This window comes from Escherichia sp. MOD1-EC6819, assembly GCF_002965765.1.
Lineage (GTDB): Bacteria > Pseudomonadota > Gammaproteobacteria > Enterobacterales > Enterobacteriaceae > Escherichia > Escherichia ruysiae.
This window is the reverse complement of record NZ_PTRG01000004.1, coordinates 149,593-164,105: the sequence shown is the minus strand read 5'-3', so window position 1 is coordinate 164,105 and position 14,513 is coordinate 149,593. Positions and strand designations below refer to the sequence as shown.

General features: G+C 52.0%; 9 protein-coding genes, 2 tRNA genes and 2 other RNA genes. 6 read left to right on the top strand and 7 right to left on the bottom strand.

Annotation, left to right across the window (positions count from 1 at the left end; all coding sequences use genetic code 11):
* Window positions 1–151 precede the first annotated feature (151 nt).
* The gene (locus tag A7Z06_RS06800; protein ID WP_105279370.1) at window positions 152–1,546 is read left to right on the top strand and encodes a YchO/YchP family invasin; all 1,395 of its coding nucleotides are present in this window, start codon (window positions 152–154) and stop codon (window positions 1,544–1,546) included.
* On the opposite strand, the gene narL is transcribed toward A7Z06_RS06800, so the two are convergent.
* Window positions 1,547–2,197 (bottom strand): two-component system response regulator NarL, encoded by a 651-nt coding sequence (narL, locus tag A7Z06_RS06795; RefSeq protein WP_000070495.1) that lies wholly within the window; start codon window positions 2,195–2,197, stop codon window positions 1,547–1,549.
* Window positions 2,190–3,986: a nitrate/nitrite two-component system sensor histidine kinase NarX gene (narX, locus tag A7Z06_RS06790; protein WP_000918092.1), complete on the bottom strand. Its 1,797-nt coding sequence runs from the start codon at window positions 3,984–3,986 to the stop codon at window positions 2,190–2,192. Before narX ends, narL begins: the two co-directional genes overlap by 8 nt.
* 338 nt (window positions 3,987–4,324) lie before the next feature.
* On the opposite strand from narX, the gene narK reads away from it, so the two are divergent.
* The 5 genes from narK (at window position 4,325) to narI (ending at window position 12,770) form a co-directional block, all read left to right on the top strand.
* Window positions 4,325–5,722 (top strand): nitrate transporter NarK, encoded by a 1,398-nt coding sequence (gene narK / locus A7Z06_RS06780; protein ID WP_000019813.1) that lies wholly within the window; start codon window positions 4,325–4,327, stop codon window positions 5,720–5,722.
* Between the two features lie 385 nt (window positions 5,723–6,107).
* On the top strand, window positions 6,108–9,851 hold the full coding sequence (locus A7Z06_RS06775; protein WP_000032861.1) for a nitrate reductase subunit alpha: 3,744 nt from the start codon (window positions 6,108–6,110) through the stop codon (window positions 9,849–9,851).
* Entirely contained in the window at window positions 9,848–11,386 is a 1,539-nt protein-coding gene (narH, locus tag A7Z06_RS06770; protein WP_105279369.1) for a nitrate reductase subunit beta, read from the top strand. Before A7Z06_RS06775 ends, narH begins: the two co-directional genes overlap by 4 nt.
* The gene (gene narJ / locus A7Z06_RS06765) at window positions 11,383–12,093 is read left to right on the top strand and encodes a nitrate reductase molybdenum cofactor assembly chaperone (RefSeq protein ID WP_000571678.1); all 711 of its coding nucleotides are present in this window, start codon (window positions 11,383–11,385) and stop codon (window positions 12,091–12,093) included. Before narH ends, narJ begins: the two co-directional genes overlap by 4 nt.
* A complete protein-coding gene (narI, locus tag A7Z06_RS06760) occupies window positions 12,093–12,770 on the top strand; it encodes a respiratory nitrate reductase subunit gamma (RefSeq protein WP_001160110.1) in 678 nt (225 codons plus the stop codon). Before narJ ends, narI begins: the two co-directional genes overlap by 1 nt.
* Before the next feature lie 151 nt (window positions 12,771–12,921).
* Here the strand turns inward: narI and A7Z06_RS06755 are convergent.
* The 5 genes from A7Z06_RS06755 to purU form a co-directional block, all read right to left on the bottom strand.
* Window positions 12,922–13,053, bottom strand: a non-coding RNA gene (locus tag A7Z06_RS06755) — RtT sRNA.
* Between the two features lie 43 nt (window positions 13,054–13,096).
* A tRNA-Tyr gene (locus tag A7Z06_RS06750) sits at window positions 13,097–13,181 on the bottom strand.
* Window positions 13,182–13,214: 33 nt separating this feature from the next.
* Window positions 13,215–13,346: non-coding RNA, RtT sRNA (locus tag A7Z06_RS06745), on the bottom strand.
* A 43-nt stretch (window positions 13,347–13,389) separates the two neighbouring features.
* Window positions 13,390–13,474 (bottom strand) — tRNA-Tyr (locus A7Z06_RS06740).
* A 159-nt stretch (window positions 13,475–13,633) separates the two neighbouring features.
* Window positions 13,634–14,476: a formyltetrahydrofolate deformylase gene (purU, locus tag A7Z06_RS06735; RefSeq protein WP_000555850.1), complete on the bottom strand. Its 843-nt coding sequence runs from the start codon at window positions 14,474–14,476 to the stop codon at window positions 13,634–13,636.
* Window positions 14,477–14,513: the final 37 nt, after the last annotated feature.

Genomic DNA, 14,513 nt, shown 5'->3' with positions numbered 1-14,513 from the left:
CGACTTCTATCTTACTGCTTTTACGCTGTCTGACCAATTTGCCACATTTTTAGGATTTTCCATAAAGCATGAGAAAGTACGAGAAAAGTTACCAGTAATCGTTATTCTATAAAGTAATGGGTGTTCATTTTTACCGGAAATTACTGACGTTTTGAGCCGTATCGTCTCTCGTGTTACCCCACTTTATTTACTCTTGCTGCTGGCAGGCGGTATAGCTAGCGCACAGCCATCCGTTGAGCAGCAATCGGTAAATCCTTTTGATAACGATAAGGATGGTCTGCCGGACTTAGGAATGGCACCGGAAAATCATGACGGTGAAAAACACTTCGCCGAAATCGTGAAAGATTTTGGTGAAACCAGTATGACTGATAACGGTCAGGATACAGGCGAACAGGCAAAAGCCTTTGCGCTGGGAAAAGTTCGTGATGCGCTCAGTCAGCAGGTTAATCAACATGTGGAATCGTGGCTTTCGCCGTGGGGGAACGCCAGTGTTGACGTCAAAGTGGATAACGAAGGGCATTTCACCGGCAGCCGGGGGAGCTGGTTTGTACCGTTGCAGGATAACGAGCGTTATCTTACATGGAGCCAACTTGGGCTCACCCAGCAGGACGATGGTCTGGTAAGTAACCTTGGCATTGGTCAACGCTGGAGGCATGGCACATGGTTGATGGGATACAACACGTTTTATGACAACTTGTTAGATGAAAATCTTCAGCGGGCAGGGTTTGGCGCTGAAGCATGGGGAGAATATCTACGCTTGTCGGCAAATTATTACCAGCCTTTTGCCTCATGGCATGAACAGACTGCCTCGCTCGAGCAGCGTATGGCGCGTGGTTATGATCTGACTGCCCGGATACGAATGCCGTTTTACCAGCATCTCAACACCAGTGTCAGCCTCGAACAATATTTTGGTCAGCGTGTCGATCTGTTTAATTCTGGCACGGGTTACCATAATCCTGTCGCCATGAGTCTGGGGCTTAATTACACCCCTGTTCCACTCGTTACTATGACCGCTCAGCATAAACAAGGCGAAAGTGGAGAAAGCCAAAATAATCTCGGGCTGAATATTAACTACCGCTTTGGGGTGCCACTAAACAAACAACTTTCTGCTGGCGAAGTTGCTGAGAGTCAGTCGTTGCGCGGCAGTCGCTATGACAATCCGCAGCGGAATAATCTGCCGGTCATTGAGTATCATCAGCGTAAAACCTTAACGGTATTTCTGGCGACGCCCCCCTGGGATCTTAAACCTGGTGAAACGGTGCCGCTGAAATTACAAATCCACAGTCGTTACGGTATTCGACAATTGATCTGGCAAGGGGATACACAGATGTTAAGTCTGACATCGGGAGCCACAGCCAATAGTGCGGATGGCTGGACGCTGATCGTGCCGGACTGGCAAAGTGGAGAAGAGGCGACCAATCGATGGCGCTTGTCGGTGGTGGTGGAAGATAACCAGGGACAGCGTGTCTCTTCCAATGAGATCACGCTAACGCTTGCCGAACCTTTCGATGAAATGGCAAAGGACGAACTGCGCTGGGAACCATAATCAGAAAATACGTTCCTGATGCACCCATACTGCGGCTTCCACACGAGATTTAAGCTTCATTTTTTTCAGCATGTGCTTCACGTGCACTTTGACCGTGCTTTCAGTGATGTCCAGGCGACGGGCGATCATCTTATTCGGTAAGCCCTGAGCAATCAGTTTCAGAATATCGCGCTCGCGCGGCGTTAACTGGTTGACGTCGCGTTCAGTCGTGGCGCGGTTAGCACGCAGGCTGGCGGCCAGAACAGGGGTTAACGCCTCGCTTAATACCATTTCGCCAGCTGCAGCCTGGTGCAACGCTTTTAACAGATCTTCCGGCTCCATATCTTTTAACAGATAGCCATCTGCGCCGCGTTTCAGCGCGGTGACGACGTCCTCTTCATGGTTCGAGACGCTGAATACCACAATGCGGCCGGATAAAGATTTTTCGCGCAGTTTATCCAGCGTTTCCAGACCGTTCATGCCGGGCATATTCAGATCAAGCAGAATCAGATCAGGATCGAGAGATTCCGCAAGTAAAATACCCTGCTCGCCATTGCTCGCTTCGCCAACCACAGTGATATCGGGGGCCATGCTGATAAGCTGTTTTACGCCAGTTCGCAGCATCGGGTGATCGTCGATCAGCAGGATAGTAGCCGGTTCCTGATTACTCATGGATATCTCCTTGGACGTCTGTGAAAGTTTTTTCGGGAATAAAAGTGACCACCACTTCGGTGCCACCTGATTCACGACGGCGGACGCGACAGTCGCCACGCAGACTTTGCGCACGGTCACGCATAATTATCATGCCGTAGTGATTGCTGCGGATGGCATTTTCAGGCACCCCGCAGCCGTTATCCTGGACGGTCAGTTTGACCTGATTATCGTTTTGCGCCACCGTCACAACGACCTCGCTCGCTTGCGAATGTTTGAGGGCGTTACTTAATGCCTCACGGGCAATTTGCAACAGATGGATTGCCTGATGCGAGGGCACCAGACGCGGTGGCAACTGGTAATCCAGCTTCACCGGGAAGCCAAATTTGGCGCTGTACTCTTCACAACTTGCCTCCAGTGCCGGGCGTAATCCCGGTTCTGTGAGCTGCAAACGGAATGTGGTGAGCAACTCACGCAACTGCGCCCATGACGCATTCAGTTCGTTACGGATCTGGCTTAACAGTTCGCGGCTGCTTTCTGGCAGTGCGTCGCCTTGCATCTGTAAACAACTCACCTGCATCTTCATACAAGAGAGAGATTGGGCAATAGAATCATGTAGTTCGCGCGCAATGGTGGCACGCTCTTCCATCACGATCAACTGCTGCTGGCGTTCCTGATGGCGATCCAACGCCAGAGTGGCGGTTAATTGTTCAACCAGCGTATCCACCAGTTGCTGTTGATCATGGCTCAGATGGCGCCCCTGAGGCAGGGTCGCCAGCAAAATGCCGTACTGCATATGGGAATCTGCCAGTCGCCATTTCAGGGTAGTGCCGCGATCACCAACGGGTAATACCCCGCGTGGGCAGAGTTGGCAGCCTTTGTCGTCGCAGGTCATATCCGGCTGGCAGGTGAACTCCTGATGATTCTCTTCATCTTCAGTGTCATATACACGCAGTTCGATATCACGCAGCAGGGTTAAATTTTGCAATCCGTTGAGTACAGGTGACAGGCGTTCACACAGTGGGGCGCGAGAATGCAAACGACGGTTAGCCTGCCACAAAAACGAGAGTATTTGATTTTTATGCTCCAGCCCGGCGGTTTTCTCCTGTACCCGATGCTCAAGTACGGCATAACTCTCCGCCAGTTCCGCAGACATATTGTTCAGTGCCGTTCCGAGCATTGCCATTTCGTTGCGCCCGCTGATATTCGCCCGCTGGGTAAAATCGCGATGGCTGACGGCACTCGCCATCGCCAGCAATTGCCGCCACGGCTGTAGCAGCCGTGCCCGCAGCCATATGATGGTAAATACCAGCAGAAGTGCCATAAACACAGCCATCACCCGATGAACCAGTACGACCGTCTCAATGCGCATTTCTGTGGTGCGGTCAAAACCAGACACCAACTGATCAAGCCCGGCGACAAACTGGCTGACGTCAGCCGACACCGTTTCGCGGCTTTGTGCGTGTAGCAGCGCAGGAATCAGCTCATGGCGCCAGTAATCCTGCAACCCCTGTAATTGCGCCAGTTGCCCGTCTCGTTCTGCTGCTCGAGTTAATTCGGTGCTAAATGCCGTTTGTTCCATCTCTTTGATTAAGGGCTTGTCTTTCTCGCTTAATGGTACTGCCGCCAGTAGCCGGTAAGTTTGCATACGCAGCGATCCCGCTTTGTTAATAGCATGGGCGCTGCCCTGAACGCCTTGTACCAGCCAGCCAGAAACCGCCATCCCCGCCAGTCCAATAGCGGTAGAAAGCAAAACAATAAGCGCAACCTGATTAACCAGGGTGAGCGGAGAGAGACAACGTTTAAGCATGTAAACCTCTTCCTTCAGGCTTTGAATGAGCAATAACCTTAATGAATGTGACGATACATTCTGGAATGGCGTTATTCTCGGCTATTGGCTGAAGTATACCCATACCTGGAAAGAGTTACTCCTTATTTGCCGTGTGGTTAGTCGATTTACATCAGTAAGGGTAGGGATTTTACAGTACTGTGAAAAATCTCATAATTTTTATGAAATCTCCGTACTCACTATGGGTAATCATAAATATCAATGATAGATAAAGTTATCTTATCGTTTGATTTACATCAAATTACCTTTGGCTACAGACACTAAGGTGGCAGACATCGAAACGAGTATCAGAGGTGTCTATGAGTCACTCATCCGCCCCCGAAAGGGCTACTGGAGCTGTCATTACTGATTGGCGACCGGAAGATCCTGCGTTCTGGCAACAGCGCGGCCAGCGTATAGCCAGCCGCAATCTGTGGATTTCCGTTCCCTGTCTGCTACTGGCGTTTTGTGTATGGATGTTATTCAGTGCCGTCGCGGTAAATTTACCGAAAGTCGGCTTTAATTTTACGACCGATCAGCTGTTTCTTTTGACCGCACTACCTTCGGTTTCTGGCGCATTATTGCGTGTGCCATACTCCTTTATGGTTCCAATTTTCGGTGGTCGTCGCTGGACGGCGTTTAGCACCGGCATTCTCATTATTCCTTGCGTCTGGCTGGGTTTTGCCGTGCAGGATACCACTACGCCATACAGCGTATTCATCATCATTTCTCTGCTGTGCGGCTTTGCTGGCGCGAACTTCGCCTCCAGTATGGCAAACATTAGCTTCTTCTTTCCCAAGCAGAAGCAGGGTGGTGCACTGGGGCTGAATGGTGGTCTGGGCAACATGGGCGTTAGCGTCATGCAGCTGGTTGCTCCGCTGGTGGTATCACTGTCAATTTTTGCTGCATTTGGCAGCCAGGGCGTAACACAGCCGGATGGCACCGAGCTGTATCTGGCTAACGCGTCCTGGGTATGGGTGCCGTTCCTCGCCATCTTCACCATTGCAGCATGGTTTGGCATGAACGACCTTGCTACCTCGAAAGCCTCTATCAAGGAGCAGTTGCCAGTACTCAAACGGGGTCATCTGTGGATTATGAGCCTGCTGTATCTGGCAACCTTCGGTTCCTTCATCGGTTTCTCTGCGGGTTTTGCCATGCTGTCTAAAACGCAGTTTCCGGATGTACAGATCCTGCACTACGCCTTCTTCGGACCGTTTATTGGCGCACTGGCGCGTTCTGCGGGGGGAGCATTGTCTGACCGTCTCGGCGGTACTCGGGTCACGCTGGTGAACTTCGTGCTGATGGCGATTTTCAGTGGTCTGCTGTTCCTCACCTTACCGACTGACGGGCAAGGCGGAAACTTCATGGCATTCTTTGCGGTCTTCCTGGCGCTGTTCCTGACGGCGGGGCTGGGTAGTGGTTCCACCTTCCAGATGATTTCCGTGATCTTCCGTAAACTGACGATGGATCGCGTGAAAGCAGAAGGCGGTTCTGACGAACGTGCCATGCGTGAAGCGGCAACCGACACTGCGGCGGCGCTGGGCTTCATCTCCGCGATTGGCGCTATCGGTGGCTTCTTTATCCCGAAAGCCTTCGGTAGCTCACTGGCATTAACAGGGTCGCCAGTCGGTGCAATGAAAGTATTTTTGATTTTCTATATCGCCTGCGTAGTAATTACCTGGGCGGTATATGGTCGGCATTCTAAAAATAAATCGTAATATTTGATTATCCTTTGCGCGGCATAATGTCGCGCTTTTTTTATTTGTCATTTAGTTACAACATACTTATAGAGAGATGATTATTTCAACGGCGTCAATTAAGCACCATTAATATGTCATCCATGGGGGATACTCCTTAATACCCATCTGTATAAAAATCCGAAGTGATTAAATGACATTGGATGTAAAAAACATTAATTTACAATAAGTTGGATAATAAATATTAATTACCCCAAAGAGGTATATTAGGAATTTACTTTATTTTTCATCCCCACCACTCTTGATCGTTATCAATTCCCACGACGTTTCAGAGCGTTACCTTCGTTTTAAACATTAGCAATGTCGATTTATCAGAGAGCCGACAGGCTCCCACAGGAGAAAACCGATGAGTAAATTCCTGGACCGGTTTCGCTACTTCAAACAGAAGGGTGATACCTTTGCCGATGGGCATGGCCAGCTTCTCGATACCAACCGTGACTGGGAGGATGGATATCGCCAGCGTTGGCAGCATGACAAAATTGTCCGCTCTACCCACGGGGTAAACTGCACCGGCTCCTGCAGCTGGAAAATCTACGTTAAAAACGGTCTGGTGACCTGGGAAACCCAGCAGACTGACTATCCGCGTACTCGTCCGGATCTGCCAAACCATGAACCTCGCGGCTGCCCGCGCGGTGCCAGCTACTCCTGGTATCTCTATAGCGCCAACCGTCTGAAATACCCGATGATGCGCAAACGCCTGATGAAAATGTGGCGTGAAGCGAAGGCGCAGCATAGCGATCCGGTTGAGGCATGGGCTTCTATTATCGAAGACGCCGATAAAGCGAAAAGCTTTAAGCAGGCGCGTGGGCGCGGTGGTTTTGTTCGTTCTTCCTGGCAGGAAGTGAACGAACTGATCGCCGCGTCTAACGTTTACACCATCAAAAACTACGGCCCGGATCGTGTCGCTGGCTTCTCGCCAATTCCGGCAATGTCGATGGTTTCTTACGCATCAGGTGCTCGCTATCTTTCGCTGATTGGCGGTACTTGCTTAAGCTTCTACGACTGGTACTGCGACCTGCCTCCTGCGTCTCCGCAAACCTGGGGCGAGCAAACTGACGTACCGGAATCCGCTGACTGGTACAACTCCAGCTATATCATCGCCTGGGGCTCTAACGTTCCGCAGACCCGTACCCCGGACGCTCACTTCTTTACCGAAGTGCGTTACAAAGGCACCAAAACCGTTGCCGTCACGCCGGACTACGCTGAAATCGCCAAACTGTGCGATCTGTGGCTGGCACCGAAACAGGGCACCGACGCAGCAATGGCGCTGGCAATGGGTCACGTGATGCTGCGTGAATTCCATCTCGATAACCCAAGCCAGTATTTCACCGATTATGTGCGTCGCTACACCGACATGCCGATGCTGGTAATGCTGGAAGAGCGCGACGGTTATTACGCTGCGGGTCGTATGCTGCGTGCCGCCGATCTGGTTGATTCGCTGGGTCAGGAAAACAACCCGGAATGGAAAACCGTCGCCTTTAATACGCAAGGTGAAATGGTTGCGCCGAACGGTTCGATCGGTTTCCGTTGGGGCGAGAAGGGCAAATGGAATCTTGAGCAGCGCGACGGCAAAACCGGCGAAGAAACCGAGCTGCAACTGAGTCTGCTGGGTAGTCAGGATGAGATTGCCGAAGTGGGCTTCCCGTACTTTGGCGGCGACGGCACGGAACACTTCAACAAAGTGGAGCTGGAAAACATTCTGCTGCACAAGCTGCCGGTAAAACGCCTGCAACTGGCTGATGGCAGCACCGCACTGGTGACCACCGTTTATGATTTGACGCTGGCAAACTACGGCCTGGAGCGTGGCCTGAATGACGTTAACTGCGCAACCAGCTATGACGATGTGAAAGCTTACACCCCAGCCTGGGCTGAGCAGATCACCGGCGTTTCTCGCAGCCAGATTATTCGCATTGCCCGTGAATTTGCCGACAACGCTGATAAGACGCACGGTCGTTCAATGATCATTGTTGGTGCCGGTCTGAACCACTGGTATCACCTCGATATGAACTATCGCGGTCTGATCAACATGCTGATTTTCTGCGGCTGCGTTGGTCAGAGCGGTGGCGGTTGGGCACACTACGTAGGTCAGGAAAAACTGCGTCCGCAAACCGGCTGGCAGCCGCTGGCGTTTGCCCTTGACTGGCAGCGTCCGGCGCGTCACATGAACAGCACTTCTTATTTCTATAACCACTCCAGCCAGTGGCGTTATGAAACCGTGACTGCGGAAGAACTGCTGTCGCCGATGGCGGATAAATCCCGTTATACCGGACACCTGATCGACTTCAACGTTCGTGCAGAACGTATGGGCTGGCTGCCCTCTGCGCCGCAGTTAGGCACTAACCCGCTGACTATCGCTCGTGAAGCAGAAAAAGCGGGGATGAATCCGGTGGACTATACGGTGAAATCCCTGAAAGAGGGTTCCATCCGTTTTGCTGCGGAACAGCCGGAAAACGGCAAAAACCATCCGCGTAACCTGTTTATCTGGCGTTCTAACCTGCTGGGCTCTTCCGGTAAAGGTCATGAGTTTATGCTCAAGTACCTGCTGGGGACGGAACACGGTATCCAGGGTAAAGATCTGGGGCAGCAGGGCGGTGTGAAGCCGGAAGAAGTGGACTGGCAGGATAACGGTCTGGAAGGCAAGCTGGATCTGGTGGTGACGCTGGACTTCCGTCTGTCGAGCACCTGTCTCTATTCCGACATCATTTTGCCGACTGCGACCTGGTACGAAAAAGACGACATGAATACTTCGGATATGCATCCGTTTATTCATCCGTTGTCTGCGGCGGTCGATCCGGCCTGGGAAGCGAAAAGCGACTGGGAAATCTACAAAGCCATCGCGAAGAAATTCTCCGAAGTGTGCGTCGGTCATCTGGGTAAAGAAACCGACATCGTTACGCTGCCAATCCAGCACGACTCCGCCGCCGAACTGGCGCAGCCGCTGGATGTGAAAGACTGGAAAAAAGGCGAATGCGATCTGATCCCAGGTAAAACCGCACCGCATATTATGGTGGTTGAGCGTGATTATCCGGCCACTTACGAACGCTTTACCTCTATCGGCCCGCTGATGGAGAAAATCGGTAACGGCGGTAAAGGGATTGCCTGGAACACCCAGAGTGAGATGGATCTGCTGCGTAAGCTCAACTACACCAAAGCGGAAGGTCCGGCGAAAGGCCAGCCAATGCTCAACACCGCAATTGATGCGGCAGAGATGATCCTGACGCTGGCACCGGAAACCAACGGTCAGGTAGCCGTGAAAGCCTGGGCTGCACTGAGCGAGTTTACCGGTCGTGACCATACGCATCTGGCGCTGAATAAAGAAGATGAGAAGATCCGCTTCCGTGATATTCAGGCACAGCCGCGCAAAATTATCTCCAGCCCGACCTGGTCTGGTCTGGAAGATGAACACGTTTCTTACAACGCCGGTTACACCAACGTTCACGAGCTAATTCCGTGGCGCACGCTCTCTGGTCGTCAGCAGCTGTATCAGGATCATCAGTGGATGCGTGATTTCGGTGAAAGCCTGCTGGTTTATCGTCCGCCGATCGATACCCGTTCGGTGAAAGAAGTGATGGGACAGAAATCTAACGGTAACCCGGAAAAAGCTCTGAACTTCCTGACGCCGCACCAGAAGTGGGGTATTCATTCCACTTACAGCGACAACCTGCTGATGCTGACTTTAGGTCGCGGTGGTCCGGTGGTCTGGCTGAGCGAAGCCGATGCTAAAGATTTGGGTATTGCCGACAACGACTGGATTGAAGTCTTCAACAGCAATGGTGCGCTGACTGCCCGTGCGGTTGTCAGCCAGCGTGTTCCGGCAGGGATGACCATGATGTACCACGCGCAGGAACGTATCGTTAACCTGCCGGGTTCGGAAATCACGCAGCAGCGTGGGGGGATTCATAACTCGGTCACCCGTATCACGCCGAAACCGACGCATATGATCGGTGGCTATGCCCATCTGGCATACGGCTTTAACTACTACGGCACCGTAGGTTCTAACCGCGATGAGTTTGTTGTAGTGCGTAAGATGAAGAACATTGACTGGTTAGATGGCGAAGGCAATGACCAGGTACAGGAGAGCGTAAAATGAAAATTCGTTCACAAGTCGGCATGGTGCTGAATCTCGATAAGTGCATCGGCTGCCACACCTGTTCAGTTACCTGTAAAAACGTCTGGACCAGCCGCGAAGGCGTTGAGTACGCGTGGTTCAACAACGTTGAAACCAAGCCGGGTCAGGGGTTCCCGACCGACTGGGAAAACCAGGAAAAATACAAAGGCGGTTGGATCCGTAAAATCAACGGCAAACTGCAACCGCGTATGGGTAACCGCGCGATGCTGCTGGGTAAAATCTTCGCCAACCCGCATTTGCCGGGGATCGACGATTATTACGAGCCGTTCGATTTTGATTATCAGAATCTGCATACCGCGCCGGAAGGCAGCAAATCGCAGCCGATTGCCCGTCCGCGTTCGCTGATTACTGGCGAACGGATGGCGAAAATCGAAAAAGGGCCGAACTGGGAAGATGACCTGGGCGGCGAGTTTGACAAACTGGCGAAAGACAAGAACTTCGACAACATCCAGAAGGCGATGTATAGCCAGTTCGAAAACACCTTCATGATGTATTTGCCGCGTCTGTGCGAACACTGCCTCAACCCGGCATGTGTGGCGACCTGTCCGAGCGGGGCTATCTACAAACGTGAAGAAGATGGCATCGTACTGATCGATCAGGATAAATGCCGTGGCTGGCGTATGTGCATCACCGGATGCCCGTACAAAAAAATCTACTTCAACTGGAAGAGCGGTAAATCTGAGAAGTGCATCTTCTGCTATCCGCGTATTGAAGCCGGTCAGCCGACGGTGTGCTCAGAAACCTGTGTGGGTCGTATCCGTTATCTTGGCGTGCTGTTGTACGATGCGGACGCCATTGAACGTGCAGCCAGCACCGAGAACGAGAAAGATCTCTACCAGCGTCAGCTGGAAGTGTTCCTCGACCCGAACGATCCGAAAGTCATCGAGCAAGCGATTAAAGACGGTATTCCGCTAAGCGTTATTGAAGCCGCACAACAGTCGCCGGTGTATAAAATGGCGATGGACTGGAAACTGGCGCTGCCGCTGCATCCGGAATATCGCACATTGCCGATGGTCTGGTACGTGCCGCCTCTGTCACCGATTCAGTCTGCGGCAGACGCGGGCGAACTGGGCAACAACGGCATTTTGCCAGACGTAGAAAGCCTGCGTATCCCGGTTCAGTACCTGGCGAATCTGCTGACCGCCGGTGATACCCAACCGGTACTGCTCGCGTTGAAACGTATGCTGGCAATGCGTCATTACAAACGAGCTGAAACCGTTGACGGTAAAGTTGATACCCGTGCGCTGGAAGAGGTCGGCCTGACCGAAGCCCAGGCACAGGAGATGTACCGTTATCTGGCGATTGCAAACTATGAAGATCGCTTTGTGGTGCCGAGCAGCCATCGTGAACTGGCGCGGGAAGCCTTCCCGGAGAAAAATGGTTGCGGCTTTACCTTTGGTGACGGCTGCCACGGTTCAGATACCAAATTCAATCTGTTCAACAGCCGTCGTATCGATGCCATCGACGTGACCAGTAAAACGGAGCCGCATCCATGATCGAACTCGTGATTGTATCGCGTCTCCTTGAATATCCGGATGCTGCCTTATGGCAGCATCAACAAGAGATGTTTGAGGCGATTGCCGCGTCGGAAAATCTGTCAAAAGAGGATGCCCATGCGCTGGGCATTTTCCTGCGCGATTTAACTGCGATGGATCCGCTGGACGCTCAGGCGCAGTACAGCGAACTGTTCGACCGTGGTCGTGCCACGTCGCTGTTACTGTTTGAACATGTGCACGGCGAATCCCGCGATCGTGGTCAGGCGATGGTGGATTTGCTGGCGCAGTACGAGCAGCACGGCTTGCAGTTAAACAGTCGTGAACTGCCGGATCATCTGCCGCTGTATCTGGAGTACCTGGCGCAGCTGCCGCAAAGCGAAGCCGTGGAAGGTTTGAAAGATATCGCGCCGATTCTGGCGTTGCTAAGTGCTCGTCTGCAACAGCGTGAAAGCCGTTATGCAGTGCTGTTTGATCTGCTGCTGAAACTGGCGAATACCGCTATCGACAGCGACAAAGTGGCGGAAAAAATTGCCGATGAAGCGCGCGATGATACGCCGCAGGCGCTGGATGCTGTCTGGGAAGAAGAGCAGGTTAAATTCTTTGCTGACAAAGGCTGCGGTGATTCGGCAATCACTGCTCATCAGCGTCGCTTTGCCGGTGCCGTCGCGCCGCAATATCTGAATATCACCACCGGAGGACAGCACTAATGCAATTCCTGAATATGTTCTTCTTTGATATCTACCCGTACATTGCCGGGGCGGTCTTCCTGATTGGTAGCTGGCTGCGCTATGACTACGGGCAGTACACCTGGCGCGCGGCGTCCAGCCAGATGCTGGATCGCAAAGGGATGAACCTTGCGTCTAACCTGTTCCATATCGGAATTCTGGGGATTTTTGTCGGTCACTTCTTCGGTATGCTGACGCCGCACTGGATGTATGAAGCGTGGTTGCCGATTGAAGTGAAACAGAAAATGGCGATGTTTGCTGGTGGTGCCAGCGGCGTGCTGTGCCTGATTGGCGGTGTGCTGTTGCTAAAACGCCGCCTGTTCAGCCCGCGCGTGCGTGCAACGACTACCGGAGCGGATATCCTGATCTTGTCGCTGCTCGTTATCCAGTGTGCGCTGGGGCTGCTGACCATTCCGTTCTCCGCCCAGCATATGGACGGTAGCGAGATGATGAAACTGGTTGGCTGGGCGCAGTCGGTAGTGACCTTCCACGGTGGCGCTTCTCAGCACCTTGATGGTGTCGCGTTTATTTTCCGTTTGCACCTGGTGCTGGGGATGACGTTATTCCTGCTGTTCCCGTTCTCGCGTCTGGTGCACATCTGGAGCGTACCGGTGGAGTATCTGACACGGAAATATCAGCTGGTGCGTGCTCGCCACTAAGCGAAATTTAGTTCACATAGACCCTGCTTCGGCGGGGTTTTTTGTTTTGTGTAAAAGTGTGCAGACCTAAAAACAGGCATGACGAATTCTGTGTGACAACAAGAAATAAATGGTTAGTAAATTGGTTTAGAAGAGTATTTTCAGGAAGTAATGGTGGTGGGGGAAGGATTATTCGTCGCTTCGCTCCTCACCCTTCGGGCCGTTGCCTGCGGCAACGTTCTCTCGCTTTCGCTCGAGTCGAACCTTAATCGAAGGTTCTCACCCTTCCTCGATGAGTGCAAAGATTAACAATCTCACCGAAGTTACCACATCGCTGTGGTGAATAATGGTGGTGGGGGAAGGATTCGAACCTTCGAAGTCGATGACGGCAGATTTACAGTCTGCTCCCTTTGGCCGCTCGGGAACCCCACCAGGGGAAAATCAAATTGTAGGTAATGCTGAAGATGGTGGTGGGGGAAGGATTATTCGTCGCTTCGCTCCTCACCCTTCGGGTCGTTGCCTGCGGCAACGTTCTCTCGCTTTCGCTCGAGTCGAACCTTAATCGAAGGTTCTCACCCTTCCTCGATGAGTGCAAAGATTAACAATCTCACCGAAGTTACCACATCGCTGTGGTGAATAATGGTGGTGGGGGAAGGATTCGAACCTTCGAAGTCGATGACGGCAGATTTACAGTCTGCTCCCTTTGGCCGCTCGGGAACCCCACCACGGGGCAATACTTTTTACTGGCCTGCTCCCTCATTGGGAAGCGGGGCGCATCATACCAAATGACACGCCGCTGTAAAGCGTTACGTTGAGAAAAATGAACTGGTTGCGTAATTTTCATCCGTAACGGATTAAAGGCAACCAGTTCTTTTTGCTGGCGATTAAAGAATAATCGTCCGGTTACCGTAAACAAACACACGTTGCGCCAAAACCTGGTAAAGGGCGCGGCTTAATACGTTTTTCTCGACGTCACGACCTGCCCGCATCATATCTTCGGCTGTATAAGTGTGATCCACATGAATAACGTCCTGCATAATGATTGGACCTTCATCCAGATTGTCATTTACATAGTGTGCCGTTGCGCCAATTATCTTCACGCCGCGTTCATAGGCCTGATGATACGGACGTGCCCCAATAAACGCTGGCAGGAATGAGTGGTGAATATTGATAATTTTATTCGGGAAGCGCGCCACAAATTCCGGCGTTAATACGCGCATATACTTCGCCAGCACAACGTAATCAGGCTGATAAGCATCAATGGCATCCGCCATCTTTTGATCGTGCTCGTTGCGACTTAATCCTTCATGGCTGACCAGTTCAAATGGAATATCAAAACGTTCAACCAGCGAACGCAAGGTATCGTGGTTGCCGATGACTGCCGCGATTTCCACATCCAGTCCACCGTAATTGGCTTTCATCAGCAGATCGCCAAGGCAATGCGCTTCTTTAGTGACCAGAATGACTATCCGGCGACGACCGGCGGGATTTAGTTCGCGCACAGAGCCTTCCGGCAATGCGCTATCGAGATCCGCCAGCAGGGTCGAATCATTAAAAATGCCTTCCAGTTCCGTGCGCATAAAAAAGCGTCCGGTACGATGGTCAACAAATTCATTGTTCTGCACGATATTTAACTCGTGCTTGTAGCAAATATTCGTAATGCGCGCGATCAGACCTTTTTGATCCGGACAAATAGTACGCAGAACTTTTCGTTGGAGTGAGTGCATTGCTGGAAAAACCTTGTTGAGAGTGTTTGCTAAACCG

Coding starts and splice junctions, on each gene's coding strand:
- narJ (WP_000571678.1), top strand. CDS start 11,383: ATGATCGAACTCGTGATTGTATCGCGTCTCCTTGAATATCCGGATGCT.
- A7Z06_RS06775 (WP_000032861.1), top strand. CDS start 6,108: ATGAGTAAATTCCTGGACCGGTTTCGCTACTTCAAACAGAAGGGTGAT.
- narL (WP_000070495.1), bottom strand. CDS start 2,197: ATGAGTAATCAGGAACCGGCTACTATCCTGCTGATCGACGATCACCCG.
- narK (WP_000019813.1), top strand. CDS start 4,325: ATGAGTCACTCATCCGCCCCCGAAAGGGCTACTGGAGCTGTCATTACT.
- narH (WP_105279369.1), top strand. CDS start 9,848: ATGAAAATTCGTTCACAAGTCGGCATGGTGCTGAATCTCGATAAGTGC.
- purU (WP_000555850.1), bottom strand. CDS start 14,476: ATGCACTCACTCCAACGAAAAGTTCTGCGTACTATTTGTCCGGATCAA.
- narI (WP_001160110.1), top strand. CDS start 12,093: ATGCAATTCCTGAATATGTTCTTCTTTGATATCTACCCGTACATTGCC.
- narX (WP_000918092.1), bottom strand. CDS start 3,986: ATGCTTAAACGTTGTCTCTCTCCGCTCACCCTGGTTAATCAGGTTGCG.